At 64.9% G+C, this 19,460-nt stretch carries 21 protein-coding genes and 1 pseudogene; 17 read left to right on the plus strand and 5 right to left on the minus strand.

Annotation, left to right across the window (positions count from 1 at the left end):
- Nucleotides 1-50 precede the first annotated feature (50 nt).
- The gene (gene msrA, locus ACVMB0_RS09065) at nucleotides 51-710 is read left to right on the plus strand and encodes a peptide-methionine (S)-S-oxide reductase MsrA (protein WP_461345983.1); all 660 of its coding nucleotides are present in this window, start codon (nucleotides 51-53) and stop codon (nucleotides 708-710) included.
- Nucleotides 711-826: 116 nt separating this feature from the next.
- Nucleotides 827-1,573, plus strand: a complete 747-nt coding sequence (locus ACVMB0_RS09070; protein WP_461345984.1) for a polysaccharide biosynthesis/export family protein — start codon at nucleotides 827-829, stop codon at nucleotides 1,571-1,573.
- A gap of 141 nt (nucleotides 1,574-1,714) precedes the next feature.
- On the opposite strand, the gene ACVMB0_RS09075 is transcribed toward ACVMB0_RS09070, so the two are convergent.
- Genes ACVMB0_RS09075 through ACVMB0_RS09085 form a run of 3 tightly spaced genes read right to left on the minus strand, consistent with a single transcriptional unit; the run spans nucleotide 1,715 to nucleotide 3,576 of the window.
- The gene (locus ACVMB0_RS09075) at nucleotides 1,715-2,389 is read right to left on the minus strand and encodes a dienelactone hydrolase family protein (protein ID WP_456751123.1); all 675 of its coding nucleotides are present in this window, start codon (nucleotides 2,387-2,389) and stop codon (nucleotides 1,715-1,717) included.
- Between the two features lie 48 nt (nucleotides 2,390-2,437).
- Entirely contained in the window at nucleotides 2,438-2,773 is a 336-nt protein-coding gene (locus ACVMB0_RS09080; RefSeq protein ID WP_461345985.1) for a hypothetical protein, read from the minus strand.
- 35 nt (nucleotides 2,774-2,808) lie between these two features.
- Nucleotides 2,809-3,576: an alpha/beta fold hydrolase gene (locus tag ACVMB0_RS09085; RefSeq protein WP_461345986.1), complete on the minus strand. Its 768-nt coding sequence runs from the start codon at nucleotides 3,574-3,576 to the stop codon at nucleotides 2,809-2,811.
- A gap of 285 nt (nucleotides 3,577-3,861) precedes the next feature.
- Between ACVMB0_RS09085 and ACVMB0_RS09090 the strand changes: the two genes are divergently transcribed.
- The 4 genes from ACVMB0_RS09090 to ACVMB0_RS09105 all read left to right on the plus strand — a co-directional run bounded on the left by ACVMB0_RS09090 (nucleotide 3,862) and on the right by ACVMB0_RS09105 (nucleotide 9,534).
- A complete protein-coding gene (locus tag ACVMB0_RS09090) occupies nucleotides 3,862-4,353 on the plus strand; it encodes a (2Fe-2S)-binding protein (RefSeq protein WP_456751120.1) in 492 nt (163 codons plus the stop codon).
- A complete protein-coding gene (locus tag ACVMB0_RS09095) occupies nucleotides 4,350-6,635 on the plus strand; it encodes a xanthine dehydrogenase family protein molybdopterin-binding subunit (RefSeq protein ID WP_461345987.1) in 2,286 nt (761 codons plus the stop codon). The genes ACVMB0_RS09090 and ACVMB0_RS09095 overlap by 4 nt, the downstream gene beginning before the upstream one ends.
- A gap of 268 nt (nucleotides 6,636-6,903) precedes the next feature.
- Complete coding sequence (locus ACVMB0_RS09100) at nucleotides 6,904-8,001, plus strand: HD-GYP domain-containing protein (protein WP_456751118.1); 1,098 nt, start codon at nucleotides 6,904-6,906, stop codon at nucleotides 7,999-8,001.
- 243 nt (nucleotides 8,002-8,244) lie between these two features.
- The gene (locus ACVMB0_RS09105) at nucleotides 8,245-9,534 is read left to right on the plus strand and encodes a cytochrome P450 (protein WP_461345988.1); all 1,290 of its coding nucleotides are present in this window, start codon (nucleotides 8,245-8,247) and stop codon (nucleotides 9,532-9,534) included.
- A 101-nt stretch (nucleotides 9,535-9,635) separates the two neighbouring features.
- Here ACVMB0_RS09105 and ACVMB0_RS09110 read toward each other — a convergent pair whose 3' ends face one another.
- Entirely contained in the window at nucleotides 9,636-11,216 is a 1,581-nt protein-coding gene (locus tag ACVMB0_RS09110; RefSeq protein ID WP_461345989.1) for an AMP-binding protein, read from the minus strand.
- Between the two features lie 183 nt (nucleotides 11,217-11,399).
- Nucleotides 11,400-11,819, minus strand: a complete 420-nt coding sequence (locus ACVMB0_RS09115; protein ID WP_461345990.1) for a VOC family protein — start codon at nucleotides 11,817-11,819, stop codon at nucleotides 11,400-11,402.
- Between the two features lie 218 nt (nucleotides 11,820-12,037).
- Between ACVMB0_RS09115 and ACVMB0_RS09120 the strand changes: the two genes are divergently transcribed.
- The 11 genes and pseudogenes from ACVMB0_RS09120 (at nucleotide 12,038) to ACVMB0_RS09170 (ending at nucleotide 19,421) form a co-directional block, all read left to right on the plus strand.
- The gene (locus ACVMB0_RS09120) at nucleotides 12,038-13,009 is read left to right on the plus strand and encodes a Bug family tripartite tricarboxylate transporter substrate binding protein (protein WP_456751114.1); all 972 of its coding nucleotides are present in this window, start codon (nucleotides 12,038-12,040) and stop codon (nucleotides 13,007-13,009) included.
- 112 nt (nucleotides 13,010-13,121) lie between these two features.
- Nucleotides 13,122-13,406 carry a DUF3551 domain-containing protein gene (locus ACVMB0_RS09125; protein ID WP_461345991.1) on the plus strand — a complete coding sequence of 95 codons (285 nt, stop codon included), beginning with the start codon at nucleotides 13,122-13,124 and terminating at the stop codon, nucleotides 13,404-13,406.
- A gap of 126 nt (nucleotides 13,407-13,532) precedes the next feature.
- A complete protein-coding gene (locus ACVMB0_RS09130) occupies nucleotides 13,533-14,006 on the plus strand; it encodes an ArsR/SmtB family transcription factor (RefSeq protein ID WP_456751112.1) in 474 nt (157 codons plus the stop codon).
- Complete coding sequence (locus tag ACVMB0_RS09135) at nucleotides 14,006-14,353, plus strand: SRPBCC family protein (RefSeq protein WP_461345992.1); 348 nt, start codon at nucleotides 14,006-14,008, stop codon at nucleotides 14,351-14,353. Before ACVMB0_RS09130 ends, ACVMB0_RS09135 begins: the two co-directional genes overlap by 1 nt.
- Before the next feature lie 17 nt (nucleotides 14,354-14,370).
- Nucleotides 14,371-15,108, plus strand: coding sequence for a DUF899 domain-containing protein (locus tag ACVMB0_RS09140; protein ID WP_461345993.1), 738 nt, complete (start codon nucleotides 14,371-14,373; stop codon nucleotides 15,106-15,108).
- Between the two features lie 113 nt (nucleotides 15,109-15,221).
- Entirely contained in the window at nucleotides 15,222-15,578 is a 357-nt protein-coding gene (locus tag ACVMB0_RS09145) for a DUF1428 domain-containing protein (RefSeq protein ID WP_456796977.1), read from the plus strand.
- A 128-nt stretch (nucleotides 15,579-15,706) separates the two neighbouring features.
- A complete protein-coding gene (locus ACVMB0_RS09150; protein ID WP_461345994.1) occupies nucleotides 15,707-16,324 on the plus strand; it encodes a hypothetical protein in 618 nt (205 codons plus the stop codon).
- Entirely contained in the window at nucleotides 16,311-16,733 is a 423-nt protein-coding gene (locus ACVMB0_RS09155) for a transcriptional regulator (RefSeq protein ID WP_461345995.1), read from the plus strand. The genes ACVMB0_RS09150 and ACVMB0_RS09155 overlap by 14 nt, the downstream gene beginning before the upstream one ends.
- Before the next feature lie 30 nt (nucleotides 16,734-16,763).
- Nucleotides 16,764-17,504, plus strand: coding sequence for a di-trans,poly-cis-decaprenylcistransferase (locus ACVMB0_RS09160; protein WP_461345996.1), 741 nt, complete (start codon nucleotides 16,764-16,766; stop codon nucleotides 17,502-17,504).
- Between the two features lie 242 nt (nucleotides 17,505-17,746).
- A complete protein-coding gene (locus ACVMB0_RS09165; RefSeq protein WP_461345997.1) occupies nucleotides 17,747-17,893 on the plus strand; it encodes a response regulator in 147 nt (48 codons plus the stop codon).
- A gap of 303 nt (nucleotides 17,894-18,196) precedes the next feature.
- A pseudogene (locus tag ACVMB0_RS09170) lies at nucleotides 18,197-19,421 on the plus strand (threonine ammonia-lyase).
- Nucleotides 19,422-19,460 lie beyond the last annotated feature (39 nt).

Consider the following 19,460-nt stretch of genomic DNA (forward strand, 5'->3'; position numbering starts at 1 on the left):
GGCCCGCAGGCCGTTTGCCGCGTCGGCCGATGTCCCGCCCGGAGGTATCCATGTTGTTCATGCGCAAGACCACCGCGTTGCCGAGCGCCGCCGAGGCGCTGCCGGGCCGCGCGACGCCGATCCCGACCGCGACCACGCATTTCGTCAATGGCAGCAGACTGACGCCGCCTTATCCGCAAGGCCTCGAGCAGGCGGTGTTCGGGCTCGGCTGCTTCTGGGGCGCGGAGCGCAAGTTCTGGGAGCTCGGCGACGGAATCCATACCACCGCGGTCGGCTATGCCGGCGGCCACACGCCGAACCCGACCTATGAGGAAGTCTGTTCGGGGCGCACCGGCCACACCGAAGTGGTGCTGGTCGTGTTCGACCCGAAGAAGATCTCCTATGAGAAGCTGCTGAAGACGTTCTGGGAGAACCACAACCCGACGCAGGGCATGCGCCAGGGCAACGATATCGGCACGCAATATCGCTCCGCGATCTACACCTTCGGCGATGCGCAGCGCAGAGCCGCCGAGCAGTCGCAGGCGATGTATCAGAAGGCGCTTGCCGCCAAGGGGCTCGGTGCGATCACCACCGAGATCGCCCCCGCGGGCGAATTCTACTTCGCCGAGGACTACCACCAGCAGTACCTTGCCAAGAATCCGGCTGGCTATTGCGGGCTCGGCGGCACCGGCGTGTCGTGCCCGATCGGCGTCGGCGTCACCGCCGCCTGATCTTGCAGTTCGATGGGAAGCCGGGTTTTCCGGCTTCCCCACCGATCCTCGAAAACCCTTTATTAACCATAAGTGGTGCAAGACTGGGCCTGTCTCGTAGTTGAGGGATAGGTCCGGTGCCGGTTGCACGCGCGTTACGATTGCCGATCACTGCCGTTGTGGCTGCGCTCGCGCTGTCTGGCTGCATGAGCACGTCCGGTCCCGTTGCCGTCGGCCCGCAAGGCGTCGATGCCGTCACCTACGGCCCGGCCTACGCGCCCGCTCCGGTTGCTGACGGAGGCGGCGGTGCAATCAGCGCATTGCGATCCGCCTTCGCCAGCGCTTCTCCCGGTTATGGCTATGCCGCGCCGGTCGCCGCCCCGGTCGTTTACGCCGCCGCCCCGGGTGGGCCCGCCGGATACGACAATTCGTATCATCTCGGCCCGGGCGACAAGCTCCGCGTCGTGGTCTATGGCCAGGAAGGCCTGACCAATTCTTACGCGATCGACGCCGCCGGGGCGATCACGATGCCGCTGATCGGCGCGGTGCCGGCGCGCGGCCGCACGCCGGCCGGCCTCGCCGGCGAGATCTCGGCGCGGCTGCGCAACGGCTTCATCCGCGAGCCTTCGGTGGCGGTCGAGATCGAGTCGTATCGTCCGTTCTTCATTCTCGGTGAAGTCCAGGCCCCCGGCCAGTATCCCTACGTGCCGAACATGACCGTCGAAAGCGCGGTCGCGATCGCCGGCGGCTTCTCGCCCCGCGCCCGCCGCGACAGCGTGACGTTGACGCATACCGACGCGTCCGGCGCCGGCCGCTTCGTGGTGCCGCTGGGCACGCCGATGAGCCCGGGCGATACGGTGTTCGTCGGCGAGCGCTGGTTTTAGTGGACTCTCTCCGCCGTCATTCCGGGATGCGCCACAAGGCGCAGGCCCGGAATCCATTTCACCACAAATGATGCCGGCAGATGGATTCCGGGCTCGCGCTTTCGCGCGTCCCGGAATGACGAGTTGGGAAAAAGCGGCGCCCTATTTCCGCAAATGCTTCGCGAAAAACTCCATGCTGCGCGGCCAGGCGATGTCGGCGCTGGCCTTGTCGTAGCTGGCGCGCTCGTCGCAATGGAAGCCGTGCTGCGCACCGGGATAGATGAAGACCTCGACCTCGGGCCGCTTCGACTTGATGGTCTCGACGTCGCTCAAGGGAATGCCGGCATCCTTCTCGCCGAAGTGCAGTTGGGTCGGCACCGTCGGCTTGTCGTCGGCGAAGCGGATGATGGCGCCGCCATAATAGCCGATCGCAGCCGACAGGCCGGTCAGCTTGGTGGCGGCCGCATAGGCGATGCTGCCGCCGAGGCAGAAGCCGATGATGCCGACAGGTCCGACCGACTTCACCGCGTCGATCGCCGCCTGGCTGTCGCGCAGCATCGCGGGAAAGTCCGGACTGGCGACGAACTTGCGCGCCTCGGCGACCTCGTCGGGTGAATAGCCGCTCTGGAAGTTCGGCGTGATGCGGTCGAAGATCGAGGGCGCAACCGCGACATAGCCTTCTTTCGCCAACCGGTCGCAGACCGAGCGGATGTGGTGGTTGACGCCGAAGATCTCCTGGATCACGACGACGGCGCCCTTCGGCGCGCTGGTGGGATCGGCGCGATAGGCGCCGAGTTCAAATCCGTCGGAGGCCTTCAGCTTGATGTCTTGTCCCATGGTCCGTCCTTGTCATGTTGGGGGTTGCATGAAGTTCTTTGACGAGGGCTAGCGCCACATCCAGTTCTCGCCCCAGTCGGCCTTCCAGCCAGTCAGCCGGTGCTTGCGGAACTGGAGAAAGAGGCGGTCGTGATGCGGGAACAGCCCGCTGCCGCCGATGTCGCGGAAGGTGAGGAAGATCTCGTTGCCGGGCCGGCCGCTGACATACGTCAAGGGTGTGCCGAGCGCGCGCTGCGCGTCCTCTTTGCCCATGCCGAACACCAGCGGCGTGCTGTTCGACAGCGTCGCGGTGAAGGTCGACGGGGCTGTCACGAACGGCAGCTTCTGCGCGCTCGCCTCTGTCGCGGCGGCAGTCAGCAGCAGTGCGACGGCGATCGTCTTCATGGCGTGTCCCTGATCGTTTACTTGCACTCGATCCCTTACTTGGCCTCAAGGCCGTCCAGGAACGGCAACACAGCGGCAATGAAGGCCTGCGGCTGGTCGATGTTGACGGCGTGGCCGGCGTTCGGGATCACCGCCTTCTGCGCGCCCGGGATCTTCGCTGCCATGTAGTCGGACGCCGCCAGGAACGGTGTGTCGTCGGCGCCGACCACAACCAGCGCGGGCACCTTGATTCCCGGCAGTGACTCGATCACCCGCGCATCGCGCTGCGCCAGCATGCCGCGCGCGGCGAGCGCGAGGCCCCTGGCGTTGCGATGCGAGACTGAGGCGCGCTCGGCGCTCAGCGATTTCAGCACGTCGAGCCCTTCGCGGTCGAACCGGTCGCCGGTGTCGCGGGCTCGCTGGTTCCAGACCTCGCGGGCGTCGTCCTTCTTGAAGCCGGGGCCGGTGTCGATGATCAGGAGCGCGCGCACCCGCTCCGGATGGGCGCGATGGAAGGCCAGCGACATGTAGCCGCCGAGCGACAATCCGCCGACGATCGCCTGGTCGGCGCCGGCGGCATCGAGCAGGGCGGCGATGTCGCCCACGGTCAGGGCCTCACTATAAGCATCCGGATCGTCGGGATAGTCGGACTGGCCGTGCCCGCGCATGTCCCAGAGAATGAGCTTGTGCCGCTTCGACAGTGCCTCGATCTGGCCCTGCCACATCGCCGAGGTCGACGAATAGCCGTGGGTGAGAATCAAGGGCGGGCCGCTGCCGTGAATCTCATAATGGATGTCGACGCCGCTACGGTTGAGCTTGGCCATTGACGGGCTCCTTCTGTTGTCGACCTCAGGTCCGGCGAATACCGACCTTGGTAGGAGTGATCGATACGGCATCAATACTGGCATTTCAAAAGCTTCATGCCGTTGCCGCATTGCACAACCAGCAGTCTCCGAAATTTATTCTTTTCGATCAATTCCAAATTGGATTGCCTCCAGCCGGGAACCGGATCATTGTTTCGGCAACTGTCGCTTACCCGGTGGGCGCCAGCCGAGACCCAACAGTGAGTTGCCGCCGTAAGCGGCTTCCGACACCGGAAGGGGAGAGAGATGCCAAATCTCAATATCAACGGACGGAGTATGTCCGTCGAGGCGGCCAATGACACGCCGCTGCTTTGGGTCATCCGCGAGCAATTGCAGATGACGGGCACCAAATTCGGTTGCGGCGCCGGTCTCTGTGGCGCCTGCACGGTTCACGTCAATGGCGAAGCGGTGCGGTCCTGCCAGACCTCGGTCGCCGACGCCGTCGGCAAGAAGATCACCACCATCGAAGGCCTGTCGCCCAAGGGCGATCATCCCTTGCAGAAGGCCTGGGTCGCCGAGCAGGTGCCGCAATGCGGCTACTGCCAGTCCGGCCAGATCATGCAGGCGGCGGCGCTGCTGTCGAAGAACACCAACCCGACCAAGGAAGAAGTGGTCGCGCATATGGACGGCAATCTCTGCCGTTGCATGACCTATTCACGAATCCAGAAGGCGATCATGCGCGCTGCGTCCGACATGCGCACCGCATCGGCCACCGGATCCGAGCGGAGGGCCACATGAACAAGCACGTGAAGAACCTCGCTCCCGAGACGACCGATCTCAGCCGCCGTTCCTTCCTGGTCGGCACTGCTGCGACCGGCCTCGTGCTCGGCTACGCCGCGTCCGGGATCGACCAGGCGCTCGCGGCGCCCGCACCCGCCAATTTCGAGCCGAGCGTCTGGTATGCGATCGCGCCCGATGGTGTCGTCACCGTGACCTGCGGCAAGGCCGATATGGGCCAGCACGTCGCCTCGACCATGGCGCAGATCGTCGCCGAAGAGCTCGGCGCGAACTGGAAGGACATGCGGGTCCAGCTCGCCTCCAACGATCCGAAGTACAACGATCCCGTGCTCGGCGCGCAGATCACCGGCGGCAGCTGGTCGACGATGATGAATTTCGACGCCATGAGCCGCGCCGGTGCTGCCGGCCGGATCGCACTGACCGAGGCGGCGGCCGCCTCGATGGGCGTGCCGGCCAGCGAGCTGGTGGTGCGCGCGTCGACGATCAGCCATCCGAAGTCGAAGAAGTCGATGTCGTTCGCAGAGGTCGTGAAGAGCGGCAAGGCGACCAAGACCTTCACCGCGGACGATCTGAAGGCGATCAAGCTGAAGACGCCCGATCAGTACACCATGATCGGTGTCTCGGTGCCGCAGCTCGACATTCCGTTGAAGGTCAACGGCACGGCGAAATACGGCATCGACACGATGCTGCCGGGCATGGTCTACGGCGCGCTGGTCACCCCGCCGGTGCGCTACGGCGCCACCGTGAAGTCGGTCGACGACAGCGCGGCCAAGAAGGTGCCGGGCTTCATCAAGGCGGTCACCCTCGACGACAAGACCACCACCACGACCGGCTGGGTCGTCGCGGTTGCCAACACCTATGCCAATGCCAAGAAGGCGGCCGAGGCGCTGAAGATCAGCTATGACGGCGGTCCGAACGCCAAGCTGTCGAGCGAGTCACTGCTCGCCGAGGCCAAGCGGCTTCAGGGCCTGAGCGATTCCGGTCAGTTCTTCGTCAAGGACGGCGATCCGGATGCAGCCTACGGCTCGGCGGCCAAGGTGCTGGAGGCGGAGTACACCACTAACATCAACATCCATGCGCCGATGGAGCCGATGAACGCCACCGCGGAGTTCAAGGGCGACATCCTGCACATCTATTCCGGCAACCAGTTCGCGACGCGCTCCGGTGCGATCGCAGCCGGCGCCGCCGGGATCGATCCGAAGTTCGTGGTGATGCACCAGGCTTGGTTGGGCGGCGGCTTCGGCCGGCGTCTCGACGCCGACATGATGGTGCCCGCGGTGCAGGCGGCGAAGGCCGTCGGCAAGCCGGTCAAGGTCATCTATACGCGCGAGAACGACATGACGATGGATTTCTCGCGTCCGCTGACCTACCAGAAGGTGAAGGCCGGCGTGGACGGCGACGGCAAGATCGTCGCGATGAGCCACGACGTGGTCTCGGCTTGGCCGACAGCGCGCTGGGGAATCCCTGATTTCCTCACGCCCTCGGTCGACAAGAAGGGTCCGCTCGATTCCTTCACGGTGAACGGGTCGGACTTCTTCTACACCGTGCCCAACCACTATGTGCGGGCGATCAAGAACGAGATGGCCCACAACGCCACCCCGTCGGGTCAGCTCCGTTCGGTGGCGCCGGGCTGGACGTTCTGGGCGGTCGAAAGCATGATCGACGAGATCGCGCATGCGACCGGCAAGGACCCGGCACAACTGCGCATCTCGCTGCTCGACGGCAAGGGCAAGAATGACGGCGGCGCGCAGCGTCTCCGCAACACCTTGCTCGCTGCGATGGGTCTCGCCGGCTACGGCACCAAGCAGCTGCCCAAGGGCGAAGGCATGGGCGTGGCCTGCGTGTCGTCGCAGGAGCGCGCCACGGCGAGCTGGACCGCCTGCGTCGCCCATGTTGCCGTCGCCCCGTCGGGCGAGGTGACGGTGAAGAAGCTGACGGTTGCGACCGACGTTGGAACGCAGGTGAATCCCGACGGCATCCGGGCCCAGGTCGAGGGCGCGGCGCTGTGGGGCATGTCACTGGCGCTGTTCGAGAAGGCGACGTTGAAGGACGGCGGCATCGAGCAGACCAACTTCGACAGCTACACGCCGCTTCGGATGAGCCAGCTGCCGGAAGTCGCGGTCAACGTGATCGCTAATGGCGAGAAGGCGACCGGCGTCGGCGAGCCCGCCGTGACGGTGGTGGCGCCGGCGATCGGCAACGCCGTGTTCAACGCGGTCGGTGCCCGCGTCCGCGGCCTACCGATCACCGCGGAAGCGGTCAAGGCGGCGATGAAGGCGTAATGGCCTGAACCAATGCAGACGCCGGAGAGCTTGACCGCTCTCCGGCGTTTTCTTTGCGACGCGCATGGGCGAAGCCGCAAGAATTCACGAGTCGCCGCCGACGCGGCCGGCTCGACCATTTCCGGCCGGCCTGATTTTGCAGGCGGATTCCACAATCGTTCAAATTGCGCCTATTGTGCTTAACCATCGTTCAGCATCCCCATTAAGCCGGAGGGAACGCATCGTCAGGTAGCGTCCCGGCGTCGGTCGTTACCGCGACGGGGATGTCATGACTGCCTTGGCCAATAACCAGACTTCGAAGCGCCGCCTCCTGCTGGCGTCAGATCGAAGCGATCAGAGCAACGAGCTCGCCAGCATCCTGCGCTCGGTGGGCGAGGTCGATACCGTTCCGACATCGGATATTCCCGAGCGGCCGGCCCGCGATCTCTCCGGCATCGTCGTCGACATCAATTTGCGCTCGCCCGAAGCCGTGCAATTGGTCCGCAGCAAGCTGCAGGCCGACGCCTATCGCGAGATGCCGCGGCTGTTCGTGCTGGCGGATGCGCTGCATCACGCCTCGATGCAGGCCTGGGCGCTCGGCGCCACCGACACGATCTCGCGGCCGTTCGATGCGCGCGGCATCCTGCAGCGCATCCGCGCCGCATTTCCCGACGACAGCGGCTATGACGAGACCGACCGCGGCAAGGCGCTCAACCGCGGTGTCGAAGCCGCGCATGGCGTGATGGTCAAGATGTTCGAGCGGATGCGCGCCGGCGAACCGCTCAAGTTCGAGGACATCGTTGCCGCCGAAAACAAGATTCTGAAAGCGATCAAGCACAATTCGCTGCGTGAATGGCTGACCACCGTCGGCTGCCATCATCAGGAGACCTATCGCCATTGCCTGTTCGTGACCGGCTTTGCGGTCGCGTTCGCGCAGCATCTCGGCATGCGCGACGACGACCAGCGCCGGCTCGCCCGCGCCGCGCTGCTGCACGATGTCGGCAAGGCCTTCGTTCCGGTCGCGCTGCTCGACAAGCCCGGCGCGTTGACGGTCGAGGAAATGGCCGAGATGCGCGAGCATCCGCGTCGCGGCTACGAGGCACTGTCAGCGCAGGGCGGCTTCCCGCCGGAAATGCTCGACGTGATCCTGCATCACCACGAATTCCTCGACGGCACCGGTTATCCCAACGGCCTCAGCGGCAACCAGATCAGCGACATCGTCCGTGTCACCACGATCGTCGATGTCTATGCCGCGCTGGTCGAGAAGCGCGCCTACCGGCTGCAGTTCACCCACGCCAAGGCGTTCTCCATGATGGAGGAGATGGGCGGCAAGCTTGACCAGCAATTGCTGCAGGCGTTCCGCCCGGTGGCATTCGGGCATTACTGAGCCTTCGCGGCCTTTGCCGCCATTGCGAGCCAACGGGTCGGCGAACGCGCGCCCGATGACAGGCTCCGCGAAGCAATCCATCGCTCCACGCCCGCGGACCGATGGATTGCTTCGTCGCTTCGCTCCTCGCAATGACGGCTCCGGCGACGGCCTTAGCCAATCAACGCAAGTCCGCGACCTTAACCCCGCCTAGATTCCGGCGATCATCGGCATGACCGATGCTTTGCGCGGGTGAGGACGATCATGGACACGGCAACGACCGGGGATGTCGACATCCCCGCTGACATCGCGGCAACCCTCGTCGATCCCGTCGCCTATGCCGACGACCGCATTCACGCCAGCTATCGCTGGCTGCGCGCCAACAATCCGCTCGGGATCGCCCGGCCGGACAAGTTCGACCCGTTCTGGGTGGTGACCAAGCACGCCCATATCCAGGCGATCAGCCGGCAGAACGACCTGTTCCACAATGCCGACCGGCCGACCACGCTGACCAACCGGGCGCTCGAGGAGCGCGTGCGCAAGATCACCGGCGGACCCAATCTGGTGCGCTCGCTGGTGCAGATGGATGCGCCCGACCATCCGAAATACCGCGCGCTGACCCAGGGCTGGTTCATGCCGGCCAATCTCGGCAAGTTCGAGGGCCGCGTGCGCGAGATCGCGCGCGCCACGGTGCAGCGCATGCTGGACCGCGGCGGCACCTGCGATTTCGTCGAGGACGTCGCGCTGGGCTATCCCCTGCACGTCATCATGGAGATCCTCGGCGTGCCCGAGGCGGACGAGCCGCGCATGCTGAAGTTGACGCAGGAGCTGTTCGGCCCGCAGGATCCGGATACGGCGCGCGTCCGCGATGCGCTCAGCGCCGAGCAGGTCTCCGTGATGCTGCAGGCGATCATCGCCGACTTCTCGGCCTACTTCCGCAAGATCACCGAGGAGCGCCGCCGGAATCCGCGCGACGATCTCGCCACCGTCATCGCCAACGCGAAGATCGGCGGCGACTACATGCCGGAGCACGACCAGACCAGCTATTACATGATCGTTGCCACCGCCGGCCACGATACCACCTCGTCCTCGACCGCAGGCGCGATCTGGGCGCTGGCCAGGGACCCCGCAGAATTCGCCAAGGTGAAGGCCAACCCGGAGCTGATCCCGGGCCTGGTCGACGAATCGATCCGCTGGATGACGCCGGTCAAGCATTTCATGCGCTCGGCCACATCAGATACCGAGCTCGGCGGCCGCAAGATCGCCAAGGGCGACTGGCTGATGCTGTGCTACGCTTCGGGCAATCGCGACGAAGAGGTGTTCGAGGACCCCGACCGCTTCCGCAGCGACCGCAAGCCCAACCGTCATGTCGCGTTCGGCTATGGCGCGCATCTCTGCCTCGGCCAGTATCTCGCCAAGCTCGAGATGCGCATCCTGTTCGAGGAACTGCTGCCGCACCTGAAATCGCTCTCGCTCGACGGCGAGGTGAAGATGACGCAGGCCTACTTTGTCAGTGGTCCGAAGAAGCTTCCGATTAGGTTTGAGGTGAACTAAGGTCTTACCGTCATTGCGAGGAGCAGAGCGACGAAGCTCCACGCTTCGGCATATGCGGAGCAATGGATTGCTTCGCTTCGCTCGCAATGACGGAGAAAGCCTCACTCCAGCATCTTGCGCAGCTCGGCCTTCGCGACCTTCTCCAGCGTCGAGCGCGGCATGTCGTCGACGAAGCGGATCTCGCGCGGCACCTTGAAGTCGGCGAGGCCCGAGCGGCAGGCGGTCATGACCTTGTCGTGCAGATCGGCAGGCAGAGCCGCAACGCCGGTTTGCGGGATGATGAAGACGACCGGCACTTCATCCAGCATCGGGTGCTTCTTGGCGACGACCGCAGCCTCGCGGACACCAGGTACCACCGCGATCACCTGCTCGATCTCGGAAGCCGCGACGTTCTCGCCGCCGACCTTCAGCATGTCCTTGGAGCGATCGCCGAACTTGATGTAGCCATGCTCCAGCATCGTGACGCGGTCGCCGGTGATGAAATAGCCGTGCTCGTCGAAGCTCTCGCGCGTCGCTTTCTCGTTGTGCAGATACTCGGCGAACAGCGACAGGCCGGGAATGCCCTTGATCAGCAGATTGCCGGTCTCGCCGACGCCGGTCGGCGTGCCGTCATCATTGACGATGCGGATTTGGTATTCCGGCGCGGCGCGGCCGATCGACATCGGCGTGTTGGGCTGGTCGACCTCGCCGATGATGCCGTGGGTGATGGTCTCGGTCATGCCCCACCAGCCGATGATCTTGATGCCGAGCACGGCAAACGCCGGCGGCGCGTTCACCGCGGTGCCCCAGAGCCGGAACTTGTGGTTCTTCGGCACCTCATGATCGAGCAGCGCCCGCATGCAGAACGGGATCGTCGAAGTCCAGGTCGAGCCGTGCTCGAGCGCGACCGGCCAGAAGCGGCTTGCCGAGAAGCGCGGCTGGATCACGCAGCTGCCGCCGACCCACAGGATCGCCAGCATCGAATAGGCCAGCGCGTTGGTGTGGAACAGCGGCAGATAGGTCTGGTGCACGTCCGTCGCGTGAAGGTCCTGATGTGCGGCGTTGATCTTGGCGCCCCACAGCGCGTTGGCATGGGTCCACAGCACCGCCTTCGGCCGCGACGTGGTGCCGGAGGTGTATTGCACGCTGCACGGGGCGAGCGGATCGGTCGGGCGGCGCGGCCGGTCGGCGCTGTCGCCGAACAGCGCTTCAAAACTGTCGCCTTGCGAAGGCGCCTGCGCCGGCGCTTGGCCGGCGTCGTGCGAGGTCACCGCGATCCAGCGCAGCCCCTTGCAGTTGGCGGATATCAGCTCGGCATAAGCCGGCTGGGTGATCGCGGCGACCGCGCCGCAATGGCCGGCAAAATATTCGATCTCGGCCGCGGCCGAGCGGGTGTTGGTGGTGACGGCGATGGCGCCGAGCTCGACGCAGGCAAACCACGACATGATCGCCTCGACGCAATTGTCGAGATGGATCAGCACATAATCGCCCTGCCTGATGCCGCGTTTGGCGAGGCCTGCGGCGAGCGCGCCGACGCGCTCATGGAATTCACCGTAACTCCAGTGCCGCGCCGGCGCATCGAACGGCGCCCAGATCAGGAACGGATGATCGCGGCGCACCTCGGCGCGCATTCTCAGTAGCCATGGCACGTCGAGCCCGGCAAACGGTCCGACGATTCCCGGCACCGGCTTTGAACTGGTCATATGTCCTCCCGCAGCCTTGGGCGGCCGCCATTGATCTTGGTTGGGAGCAGTTCTGCCATCGGCGTGCGCCGAGCGCAAACCGGGATTTGCAGAGCAATGTTGCGCCGAAGCGATCCGTTCCGCCGCGCGGAAGAGCTATTGCCGCACCTATGAGCGGGCGGGCATCGCTGCCTCGCGATGACGCTAGGTCGCGTCTCGTTCATACGACGAGATCTCGATCAGGCTGCCGTCGGGATCGCGGCAATAGACCGAGCGCAGCGTGCCGCGCGCGCCCTGCCTGGCGACCGGGCCCTCCTCGATCTTGACGCCGTTGGCCTTCAGATGCGCGACCACTTCGTCAGGCGTGCTCGAGGTGAGGAAGCAGAGATCGTCGCTGCCGACGGCCGCGTGATCGGCGGTGAACCAGTCCACCTTGTCGGCATTGCGCGGCCGCACATTGATCTTCTGGTTGCCGAACACCAGCGAGGTGCGCGGCGTCTTGCCCTTGCCCGGGTCGAACACCTTCACCTCCATGCCAAGGATCCTGCTGTACCAGGCAACCGAGCGTACGACATCGCTGACATTGATCACGAGATGGTCGAGCCCATTCACCTTGACGGACATGATCGATCCTCTTCGGTCCAGAGCGTTTCCGAGCGAAGTGGACACCGGTTCGCGTGAAGAAAACGCGTCATGACAGGATTGCAGCTTAGTCTTTCGTCGCGGTCGGCGGCGCACGTGTCGCACTGGCCGCATCTGGCATTGTTTGTTAAAACCGCGCCGCACGCAACGCAACAGAAACGGGCAGGGCATCAAACCCTGCTGGATTGGGAGAAACTTTCATGATTTCACGCCGCACCGCGCTGGGCCTGATCGGGTCGGGAATCTCGACATTCGCGATCGGCCGTGCGTCCGCTGCCGACTATCCGGCGCGGCCGGTGCGCTGGATCGTGGGCTATCCGCCGGGCGGCGCCACCGACATCATCGCGCGGCTGATCGGACAGCGGCTGTCGGAGAAGCTCGGCCAGCAATTCGTGATCGAGAACAAGCCGGGCGCCGGCAACAATATCGGCACCGAGGCTGCGATCAACGCCGAGCCGGACGGCTACACCGTGCTGCTCGTCAATCCGGCGAACTACATCAACGCCTCGCTCTACGCCAATCTGAAGTTCAACTTCGTGCGCGACGTCGCGCCGGTTGCGTCCTTCAACCGCGTCCCGAACGTGATGACCGTCAACAAGGACGTGCCGGCCAAGACCGTTGCCGAGTTCATCGAATATGTGAAGGCCAATCCCGGCAAGGTGAACATGGCCTCGTCCGGCAACGGCACCTCGGTGCATCTGTCCGGCGAGATGTTCATGTCGATGACCGGCTGCAAGATGCAGCACGTGCCGTATCGCGGCGCCGCGCCTGCGATCACCGACATGCTCGGCGGCCAGGTGCAGGTGATCTTCGACAACATGCCCTCGATCATCCAGCACATCCGCTCCGGCTCGCTGCGCGCGCTCGGCGTCACTACCGCGGAGCGGTCCTCGCAGCTGCCCGACGTGCCGGCGATCGCCGAGACCGTGAAGGGCTACGAGGCGAGCGCGCTGTTCGGCATGGGGGCGCCGAAGAACACGCCGAAGGAACTGATCACGAAGCTCAACACCGAGATCAACGCCGTTCTCGCCGAGCCCGACATGCGCAAGCGCCTGGTCGAGCTCGGCGGCGATTCGTTGATCCAGACGCCGGACGCCTTCGGCAACGACATCAAGGCCGAGACCGACAAGTGGAAGAAGGTCGTCGAGTTCGCCGGCCTCAAGGTCGAGTAGGCGTCGCGTGTCGGGAGACGCCTGGTTTCTTGTTGAGCCTTGACGCGGAATAAAATGAGCTTCAGGAACCTTGCCCAAGATGCCGCACGTTGCTTGCTGCGGCAGTCGGATCATGCGCGCATCGCGATTTGCACTGCTGGTTTTGGGGACGATGACGCTTGCCGGTGCGAGCATCAAGCCGGCGTCCGCCGATCCGTATGACTATCCCTGGTGCGCGCAGGGCCCGAGCCTCGGCTATCCCGGCGAATGTGCCTACCAGACCTACCAGCAATGCCAGGCGAGCGTGTCCGGGCGCTATCTCAGCTGCGGCGAGAACCCGCGCTTCCTGTTCCGCGAGCCACCGCCACCGTCGCCGCGCCGCCACCATCGCCGGCACCGGACCGTCTACCCCGATTAGAATCGGGCTTCACCGCACGGCGCCGGTTGCCGCCGTATCAATACTGATTCTCGCACTGCGTTCCGCCTAACGCGATCGTGAAGCATTAAGCTTGACGACACGCCGTTTGCGCCTATACTAAACCATATGGTTAAGTATCAGGACGAGACGCTGGACCGCACTTTCGCGGCGCTTTCCGATCCCACCCGCCGCGCGCTGCTGGCGCGGCTCGGCGAGCAGGACGGCCTGTCGGTGAGCGAGCTGGCGCAGCCATTCGCGATGTCGTTGCCGGCGATCATGAAGCATCTCGACGTGCTCACCGATGCCGGCCTCGTGACGCGCGAGAAGACCGGCCGCACCGTGGCGTGCCGGCTCACCGCAAGGCCGATGGAGCAGGCGATGAACTGGCTCAATCGCTATGCGCAATTCTGGTCCGACAATCTCGATCGTCTGGCCGCTTTTGTGGAGGAAGACCCATGGCAGACCAATCGGCAAACCAACCGGAAAAGCGATCCGCAGCCGACGGCGGTCCCGTCGCGCGGCCAAGCCTCACCCTCACGCGGCGGCTCCGCGCGCGGCCGGAAAAAGTCTACGCCGCGTGGACCGAGCCGGAAAACCTAGTGCAGTGGTTCGGCCCCGGGCAGGTCAAGCCCGGCACCACGCAGGCCGAGCTCGATGTCCGCGTCGGCGGACGTTACCGGATCAAGTTCACCGGCTCGAACGGCGAATATCACGAGGTCGGCGGCATCTATCGCGAGGTGGTGCCGAACGAAAGGCTGGTGTTCAGCTGGGCCTGGCATTCGACGCCGGAGCGCGAGTCGGAGGTCACGGTATCGATCAAGCCCGAAAGGGGCGGCACCTTGCTCACCTTCCATCACGCGCAGTTCGTCGACGAGACCGCCCGCGACAACCACCAGCGCGGCTGGACCGAATTCCTCGGCAATCTGGAACAATATGTCGGCGCCTGACCGCAAAGGAGTATCTCATGCAACAGCACAAGATCGTCTCGCGCGAAGAATGGATCGCAGCCCGCAAGGCATTGATGGCCGGTGAGAAGCAACTGACCCAGGCCCGCGAGGCGCTGAGCCGGCAGCGCCGCGAACTGCCCTGGGTCAAGGTCGACAAGGACTACGTGTTCGACGGGCCCGACGGCAAGGTGACGCTCGGCGATCTCTTCAAGGGCCGGCCGCAGCTCGTGGTACAGCATGTGATGTTCGCGCCGGAGTGGGACGCCGCCTGCAAGAGCTGCTCGTTCTGGGTCGACGGCTTCGAGCGCATGGTCCCGCATCTCGCCGCGCGCGACACCACGATGATCGCGGTCTCGCGGGCGCCGCTCGCCAAGCTCGAGGCGTTCAAGCGGCGGATGGGCTGGACCTTCGACTGGGTGTCGTCGGGCGGCAATGACTTCAACTACGACTACGGCGTGTCGTTCACACAAGGCCAGATCGATGCGGGGGACGCGAAATACAATTACGGAACGAGCCCGCTCTACGGGCCGGAGCTGCCCGGCATCAGCGTGTTCTTCCGCGACGAGACGGGCAGCGTGTTCCACACCTACTCGACCTTCGCGCGCGGCCTCGACATGATGAATGCCGCCTATCACTATCTCGATCTGACGCCGCTCGGCCGCCACGAGGAAGGCTTGCCCTATCCGATGGACTGGGTGCGGCTACGTGACCAGTACCAACCGGCACCGGTTCAGGCATCCTGCTGTCACTCCTGATCGTCATTCCGAGCGAAGCGAAGCAATCCATCGCGCCGTAAGGGTCCAGATGGACTGCTTCGTCGCTTTGCTCCTCGCAGTGACGGGAAACTCAACAGCAGAAAGTCATACGCATGCCTTACGTCGATGGTTTCGTCGTCGCCGTGCCGAAGAAGAAACTCAAGGCCTATGCCAAGCTCTCGAAGATGGCCGGCAAGGTCTGGCGCGAACATGGCGCGCTGGATTATCGCGAGTGGGTCGCCGACGACGTCAAGCCGGGCAAGCTGACCTCGTTTCCGCAGAGCGTGAAGCTGAAGGCCGGCGAAACCGTCGTGTTCGCCTGGATCACCTACAAGTCGCGCGCCCAGCGCGACAGGATCAACGCCAAGGTGATGGCCGATCCCCGCCTGGAATCGATGGGCAAGGGCGACGTGCCGTTCGATCCGAAGCGGATGATCTATGGCGGCTTTGCGAGCCTCGTGAAGGTGTAAGGCCGCACGCTTTCGCCGCAATTCGCGCGGTAACCGGCCGTTAAGCATCGCGACCGGCCGGCGGCGCGATGCTGCTTGCGTTTACTTGGCGATCCCGTATACTTTGCATTACAAAGTGCGGGCGAAACATGCGCGACCTCGACAAGGCGTTGGCCGATATTCTCGCGATCCGCAGCCAGATCGCGGCCGGAACCGCGTTCCGCGGCTATGGTCCGGCGACGGTTGCCGCGACCAGCGGCATCGCGCTGGTCACGGCGTTCGCGCAATATCTCTGGCTCGACGATCCCACGACGCATCCGATCGCATTCCTCGCGGGCTGGGCCGCAGCCGCGCTGCTGTCGGCCGTGCTGATCTGGATCGAGATGCAGGCGCGCTCGCGGCGGCACCATTCCGGCCTTGCCGACGCGATGGTGCAGCAGGCGATCGGGCAGTTCGTTCCCGCTGTCATCGCCGGCGTGCTGCTCGCGATCCTGCAATGGAAATTCGCGCCGGAGACGCTGTGGATGCTGCCCGGCCTGTGGCAGGTGCTGGTCAGTCTCGGCGTGTTCGCCTCGGTCCGCCTGCTGCCGCGCACGATCGCGCTCGGCGGTGCCTGGTATTTCCTGTCCGGCTTCACGGTGCTGTTGATCGCGAGCCAGAGCCACGCGCTGTCGCCCTGGACCATGGGACTGCCATTCGCGATCGGCCAGCTGCTGCTCGCCGCGCTGTTGTATTTCGCTTCCGGAGGCCATGATGCCGAAGACTGAGCTGACCACCGCGCCATTCGCCTATGATGGCCTCGACCGCGTCATCCACGAGAAGGCGCGGCTTGGACTGTTGACCTCGCTGATGGCGCATCCGAAGGGGCTCGCCTTTGCCGATCTCAAGCAGCTGTGCGGCCTGACCGACGGCAATCTCAGCCGGCATCTGCAGGTGTTGCAGGAGGCCGGCCTGGTCGACGTCATCAAGGGTTATGAGGGCAATCGCCCGCACACCAGCTGCCGCCTGACCAAGAGCGGCCGCCGCCGGTTCCTGGATTATCTCGCCGTGCTCGAACAGCTGGTGCGCGACGCAGCCAAGGCCGCCGGCACGGCCGAGAAGGCCGCCGGCAGGACTGAAAAGGCGGCCGGCAAGGACGGCGGCGCGTCCGGACGTCTCGGCGTCCAGCCGGTTTGATTATTCCATTTTTTATCCGGAGACTTTGTGATGCAAAGTAACGTTGCGCTCAAGCCGGAGCCAGCCACACGGCTCCATGTCGGCATCATCATGGACGGCAACGGCCGCTGGGCGACGCGGCGCGGCCTGTCGCGGCTGCGCGGACATGAAGCGGGCGTCGAAGCGATCCGCCGCATCGTCGAGGCTGCACCGGACCACGGCGTCGGCACGCTGACCCTCTACGCATTCTCCAGCGACAATTGGCGCCGCCCGAAGGCCGAGGTCGCGGCGCTGATGGGACTGCTCCGGTTCTACCTCGCCAACGAGATCGCAGCCCTGGTGCGCAATGGCGTCCGCCTTTCCGTGATCGGCCGCCGCGACCGGCTGCCCGACGGCATCGCGGCCGCGATCGGCCGCGCCGAGGCCGAGACCGCCTCCGGCACCACGCTGCATCTGCGCATCGCGATCGACTATTCGGCGCGCGACGCGATCCTGAACGCGGCCGCGCGCGCGGCCGGCGCAGGCCCGCTGAGCCGCGAGACCTTTGCCGATCTGATCACCGGCGAAGCCGGCCTGCGCGACGTCGATCTGATCATCCGCACCTCCGGCGAAAAGCGGTTGTCGGACTTCCTGCTCTGGGAAGGCGCCTATGCCGAGCTGCACTTCACCGAGCGGATGTGGCCTGAATTCGAAGCCGACGACCTCGCCGACGCACTCGCCTCCTTCCACGGCCGCGAGCGCCGCTTCGGCGGCCTGACTGCGATCGCGCCGGCGGAGGTGCCGAACCTGTAGAGCATGATCGGGAAAAGTGCGAAGCGCTTTTCCGAAAAGAGCATGCTCAAATTCGAATAAGGAGGCTGCGTTGCGCCAAGGGCACCCTGATCGTGATCGGTCACCGCTTCAGGAACCGGACGCGCGTGCAACGTGATCGGGAACCGAGCGCATCGGCACGCCGCCGCCCGTTCCGCGAGCCGCGTTGAACCTCGCAGGCCTGCGCGCGACCTACCTTCGGGACGCTGCTCTGGAGGTCGCAAATGACTGCTTTGGCTCAATCGATCGCACGGGTGTTTTCGCTTCGGAGCAGCATCGCCCGGCATGTCCTGCTGTTCGCCTTGGCCGCGCTGTTCGTCGCGGTGCTCAGGGCAAGCTATGGTCTCGATCTCAGCGCGGGCTTTTTCTAGTTTTCCGTCTGCAAGTCATATTGGGTTAACCGGATCGGGTTAGCTAAGCGCGCGCTTTCCTTGCATCTCGAACCCGGGCCGACCTTTCATGGATAAGCCGATGCGCTGCCAGTGCGGCAGGACGCGAACCATCGCGCTCGACAAGCATTTCCGTACCGCGCTGCTGTGCGCCAAATGCGATGAGGTCCAGCCGGCGGTGCCCGCCAGGCCGGAGCCGGCTGCGTCGGCCGCACGATAGCGCGGTCGTTTTCGGCGCCGAAACCCGCTAGGTTCCGTTTGACAAAATGGACCTGAGCAAAGCCGATGCCGCATCCTTCCAATCCACCCGCCGTAACCCTTGACGACATACGTCGCGCCGCCGGCGTGATCCGGGATTCGGTGTTGGTCACGGCGTGCAACGAGAGTCGTACGCTGGGCGAGATCTGCGGCTGCCGGCTGTTCCTGAAATTCGAGAACCTTCAGTTCACCGCAACCTTCAAGGAGCGCGGCGCACTCAATCGGCTGCAAGCGCTGTCGTCAGACGAGCGCAAGCGCGGGGTGATCGCGATGTCGGCCGGCAATCATGCCCAAGGCGTCGCCTACCACGCCAAGCGGCTCGGCATTCCCGCCACCATCGTGATGCCGATCGGCACCCCGATGGTGAAGATCGAGAACACCAGGCGGCACGGCGCCGAGGTCATCATGACAGGGCAGACGCTGGAAGAATGCTTCGCGTTCGTCGGATCCCATGCCGCCGAGCGAGGCCTGATCCTGATCCACCCCTATGACGATCCGTTGATCATTGCAGGCCAGGGCACGATCGGGCTCGAAATGCTCGCGGCGGTGCCGGAGCTCGATATCCTGGTGGTGCCGATCGGCGGCGGCGGGCTGATCTCGGGCATCGCCACGGCCGCGAAGGCGATCAAGCCGTCGGTTCAGGTCATCGGCGTGCAGGCCCAGCTCTATCCGTCGATGTACAACGCGGTCAAGGGGTGAGCGGCTGCCGATGCGCGGCGATACGCTCGCCGAGGGCATCGCGGTCAAGGCGCCCGGGCAGCTCACCACGAAAATCGTTCGTGAGCTCGTCGACGATATCGTGCTGGTCAGCGAGGACCAGATCGAGCGCGCGGTCGCGACCCTGATCTCGATCGAGAAGACGGTGGTCGAGGGCGCCGGCGCTGCCGGCCTTGCCGCAGTGCTCGCGGCGCCCGAGCGGTTTGCCGGCCGCAATGTCGGCCTCGTGCTGACCGGCGGCAATATCGACACCAGACTGATCGCCTCGGTGCTGACCCGCGAGCTCGCGCGCGAGGGACGGCTGACCCAACTGGCGCTCGATATCGTCGACCGGCCCGGACAGCTCGCGGCGGTGTCGATCCTGCTCGCGGATGCCGGCGCCAACATCATCGAGGTGTCGCACCAGCGCACCTTCTCGGACCTGCCGGCGAAGGCGACGCTGCTCGAGCTCGTGATCGAGACCCGCGACCGCGCCCATCTGGAGGACGTGCTGACGAGACTCAATGCCGAAGGATTCGCGGTGCGGGAAACGTAGCAGCGTAATCCGCCCTTGAACCGTCATCCTGAGGAGCCG

Source organism: Bradyrhizobium sp. USDA 4451 (assembly GCF_054822585.1).